Source organism: uncultured Campylobacter sp., assembly GCF_938017775.1.
Taxonomy (GTDB): Bacteria; Campylobacterota; Campylobacteria; order Campylobacterales; family Campylobacteraceae; genus Campylobacter_B.
The window spans coordinates 1-4,360 of sequence record NZ_CALIIU010000044.1; the positions used below are offsets into that span (position 1 = coordinate 1).

A 4,360-nucleotide genomic window follows, 5' to 3' on the forward strand; every position below is an offset into this window, starting at 1 on the left:
CATTATCTTCGTGAATTGCCAGCGGACTACGTTGCGAAACATTTAGCATGGCAATATCAGGATTTAGGCATTGACACTTCCAATGGCCCGGCATTAACGGAAATCATCACCATGCTGGCGGATCGTTGTAAAACCTTACGTGAAATGGCGCTTGCCAGTCGTTATTTCTTTGAAGAGTTTGAAGCTTTCGATGAAGCTGCGGTGAAAAAACATTTCAAAGCGGGCGCGGTAGAAGCGCTTGAAAAAGTAAAAGAAAAACTGACCGCACTTTCTGACTGGGATTTGCATTCCACCCACGAAGCCATTGAGCAAACTGCCGCCGAATTGGAAGTTGGCATGGGAAAAGTAGGCATGCCATTGCGTATCGCCGTTACCGGTACGGGTCAATCGCCGTCCATGGACGTCACCCTCGTAGGCATCGGGCGTGAACGCGTATTAAATCGCATTCAACATGCCATTGATTTTATTCAGGCGCAAAACGCTTAATATTTAATCTGATAACATTGAATTGAAAATTTAATATTGACAGACAAAGAGGCGGAATTTATCATAGCCGCCACTTACGGGGATATAGCTCAGTTGGGAGAGCGCTTGAATGGCATTCAAGAGGTCGGCGGTTCGATCCCGCTTAACTCCACCATTTAAGCTATTTTTAAGTTTTGGTTACTTCTTTTAGATCTCTTTTACTTCCTTTAAATACCGATATTTAGGGCTTTTTAGTAATTTTTGATTATTTTTGTTTCTTTTTATGTTATAATTGTTTTAAAATAATTCAGTTAGTTATTAGGTTAGTTAAAAACCTATTTACAGAAAGAGTGATAAATATCGCCCAAAAGCCCTTTGGCGCATATATCGCACAAAAACGAAAAATGGTATAAGCGAGAGCTATATCGCAAAAATCATTAAGATGAACGAAAAATATATACCTCCATCTTTTTGACGAGCGCGATGCAAATACGATAAAGTATAGTGATATTTTAGAATTTTAAACCAAAATAATCCAAGTTCTAGTCGTCTCGAAACGCTTCATCGCCTAATAAACGATATAGAAAAGTCTTTGCAATAAATTAAATTTTAATGGAAGGAGAGATTATGTCAGTTGAAGAAGATGGCGCGGCGTTCATAGATGAAGATTACGCAAATATCGTGCCGCAGGATCTGTTAGAGCGCGGTATACGCTTAAGGGAGGAGTACGGAATTTATGGAATCGCTTGGAGATTTGATGATGTAATGGAGGTGCTAAAAATCGCAAGAGATAGAGATATGCTTATCGTCGGAGGGGATGTATATCGCCTAAGCGGCAATGAGCCCATAATCACATACGATTGCTGGAGTATTGAATCGGAAGATGACGATGCATTTGAAGTAGCAACCCAATATATCACTAAGTATCGCGCTAGAAACGGAGATGATTTTGCATACTGCCCAGTCATTAGCCCCGGGCGGGTGCCCAAATGAAAATTTTAACTTCCAATGCAGAATATGCTAGTTTTGCTCATATTCTGATAAATATAAAAATGTGTGTCAAACTGAATGACAATATGTGCGTAGATGGGATATAAAAGATTTTTAGGAGCGATCTTGAAAAGCAACAAAGTAATCCTAATCCTATCGATCGAAAGCGATAGGGATCTATCCGAAACAATAAGCAGCAACGGCATATCTGCAACAAAAGTCTGGCAAAAAGGAGATTTGAAACTAAAAGGTTCTATTTTAAAATACAGAAATTTTGGCTTTAGCATAGAGGAAAAATTTTATGATATACCTTTTGCGGGAGATCTAATTAAAAAATTTTTAGCAGATATAAATGTCGCGAGGAGTATAAAATTACAAAGCGTGAAAAAGCTGCTAAGAGTCGTAGTTTACAGTTATAATAGCATGCCCGGTCTATATTATAATGCAAATTTACTGAAACTATTAGCAGATAATAATGTGGATTTGGACAACGACATATACTGCCTAGATGAATAAATTTGAATCTTGAGCAAGGCATATTTATCGATGAAATTCTTTGACTCCGATTGGGCAAAAGACGGCAATCTATCCTTAGAATTTTGTATAAGGATATTTTGAAACCATGAAGCCCGTAAGAATTGTAATGACGATATTTTTTATTATCCTATCGTCTTTTAATTTTCATAAGCTATTGACGGAGGGCGGTTATCGCGGAGGCAAAGTCTATGTCGTAGCCACAACCCAATCCGTCATTATGTAACTACTACTTATCATAGGATTGATCCTGTATTTGATATATCTGATAAGAGTAAAAGAGTATTATAAGCTGGGCTCAAATTTTATGCTTTATAAAAAGGAGGACAAAATGAACTTATCGAATAGAATAAAGGCGCTAAAGGCGCGGCTTAAACTGCAAAAGCCGGAAATTATAACAAATCCTGTACAAAAGGATGAGCTTGTCGAACAAGATTTGTGCGGTAAAGATCTGTGCGATTTAGACCATAGCACAATCAAACTCTTATCGGGAAATTTGCAGGTTTTCAATGACTATACTTTTAGGTATTATATCCTGGATTTTATTGATTTTTACGAGCGCTTCGGCGATGAAGCGATTATAGAAGATATGTTTATTCAAGCATTTGCACCGCCTATGCGGCGGGCGAGAGCGAAACAGTTTAGCAGGAATGAGGTAAAAATAATCATAGATTTTTTGCAAAAAAATTATGAAAATATTACAAGAATTACGCATTCCAAGAAATATAAAAAGTTAAAATCCTATGAACAAGAAGAAATTTATATACCATTCAAACATTTTGAAAAGGAGATAAAAAGCGCTATAAAATTTTGGAGAAAAGTATTGTGATGGAATTTTATAAGGATTGGCAAATGCGCTTAATAGAGACCGATTTGGGTAAATATGAGGAATATATCTATTTCTTTATAGAGAAAAACAGGGCGTATTTTAACGCCTACCAAGAACAGATATTTCCTTTCGATATGGAGTACATACCTGGCTTATTGTGGCTGCTTGCATCTTTTGCAGAAACTACGATTAAAATTTTTGATGATTTGGACGAAAAGACAAGAAATGAAATTTTCGATTTTGTGGAAAAGGGAGCGGCAAGCGAAGACGAATATATCGGCACGGCGTTCTGCACCGGCTTTGTTGAAACAATTGTAAATATTGCGAAAGAAGACGAATATAAGATAATTAGCAAATATTTTAGAAATGAAACGCTAGAATACGCCATTGCTTGGATGAAATTTGGCGAATAGCTAGGTCGAGCTTTATTCAAGTCATATTTTAAAACAATAAGGAGTCTTATGCCTAAACATGAATTTTTACTCAAAAAGACAAAAGAAAATATTTTCTCTAAAGAGTATTGCGTAGTAATTAGCGATGATCTGATACTTCGCATTTCGTACTCTCTTGAGTGGGTGCAAACCACATGGAACGATGAGATAAATTTGAAAAAAGGGCTAAATTACTATGGCTATAGCTGGATAGAAGATAAAGCTAAATTTAGAGATATAATATGCTCTTGGAGATCGCTTTTCTTGAGCGTGGATGAGCAAATTGTTTTTGATAAAAATTGTGTGTTAAACAGATCCTCGGTTATCGAGCAATTAGACGGCCTATTGGAACTAATCGATTCGGCAATTAAAAATAATTTATATATTTTGCATCTAGGGATTTAGCAAGTATGCGGCGATTTAATAATAAAACAGAAGAAAGATCATGAAAAGAAATTATAAAAAGATAATACCCGTAAGAGGTAGAAGAAAATTTTCGATTAATAATTTTAGAAAAATTTTCGCGGAGGGCGATATACTGCAGATCGGTCAAAGGCGGTTTTTATTTTGTAGCTGGAATAATCTGCTACGTATAAACGGCGATAATTCGGGGGAGTTTATAGTATTGCCGCCCGAAGCTAATGCGAAAAATAATAATGGTCTGATTTCTAAAAAGTGGATATTGGAGAATTTAGATTTTGTATGTGATACCGAGCCATCCAGAAATATAAGCATATTTTCTTATTACGATAGCTCTGTGACCGAATACAAAAGGATAAATGATAAAATTCCTGCAAAATTTACTTATAAATTTTTAGAATTCAAAGACGATCTAAAAAATGGAGATATTATAGAGTGTCACAAGGCTTTTCGTCCATATGATCGAAAGATAAAATTTATCGTCGCAACCGATACGAAAGGATGCCCGAGACTACCCTATCTGGAGGGGTTTTATTCCGGTATGTTTGCGCCTATTGGCTATAGCGATAAAATGCGCTCGAATAAAGGACGGGAATATGCGGTAAGCTCGAGTTGGCTAATTAAGAACTGGGAAGCCGCCTTTGTCGGTAATTGCGATATAAGGCACACTTATGTAAATTTACAAAATCGA

7 protein-coding genes and 1 tRNA gene are annotated in these 4,360 nt (G+C 36.5%); all 8 read left to right on the top strand.

The window, feature by feature from the left end; all coding sequences use genetic code 11:
- Positions 1 to 486, top strand: a 486-nt coding sequence (locus Q0537_RS06765) for a hypothetical protein (RefSeq protein ID WP_299226320.1), incomplete at its 5' end; no start/stop codon positions are given.
- A gap of 78 nt (positions 487 to 564) precedes the next feature.
- Positions 565 to 640: transfer RNA gene (locus tag Q0537_RS06770), tRNA-Ala, on the top strand.
- Between the two features lie 452 nt (positions 641 to 1,092).
- Positions 1,093 to 1,458: an Imm40 family immunity protein gene (imm40, locus tag Q0537_RS06775; protein WP_299226323.1), complete on the top strand. Its 366-nt coding sequence runs from the start codon at positions 1,093 to 1,095 to the stop codon at positions 1,456 to 1,458.
- A 123-nt stretch (positions 1,459 to 1,581) separates the two neighbouring features.
- On the top strand, positions 1,582 to 1,971 hold the full coding sequence (locus tag Q0537_RS06780) for a hypothetical protein (protein WP_297925327.1): 390 nt from the start codon (positions 1,582 to 1,584) through the stop codon (positions 1,969 to 1,971).
- A gap of 349 nt (positions 1,972 to 2,320) precedes the next feature.
- Positions 2,321 to 2,818 (top strand): hypothetical protein, encoded by a 498-nt coding sequence (locus Q0537_RS06785; RefSeq protein WP_299226327.1) that lies wholly within the window; start codon positions 2,321 to 2,323, stop codon positions 2,816 to 2,818.
- A 23-nt stretch (positions 2,819 to 2,841) separates the two neighbouring features.
- Positions 2,842 to 3,231, top strand: coding sequence for a hypothetical protein (locus Q0537_RS06790; RefSeq protein WP_297949130.1), 390 nt, complete (start codon positions 2,842 to 2,844; stop codon positions 3,229 to 3,231).
- A gap of 48 nt (positions 3,232 to 3,279) precedes the next feature.
- Entirely contained in the window at positions 3,280 to 3,654 is a 375-nt protein-coding gene (locus tag Q0537_RS06795; protein ID WP_299226330.1) for a hypothetical protein, read from the top strand.
- A 40-nt stretch (positions 3,655 to 3,694) separates the two neighbouring features.
- Positions 3,695 to 4,360: hypothetical protein (locus Q0537_RS06800; protein ID WP_299226333.1), on the top strand; the 666-nt coding region annotated here is incomplete at its 3' end.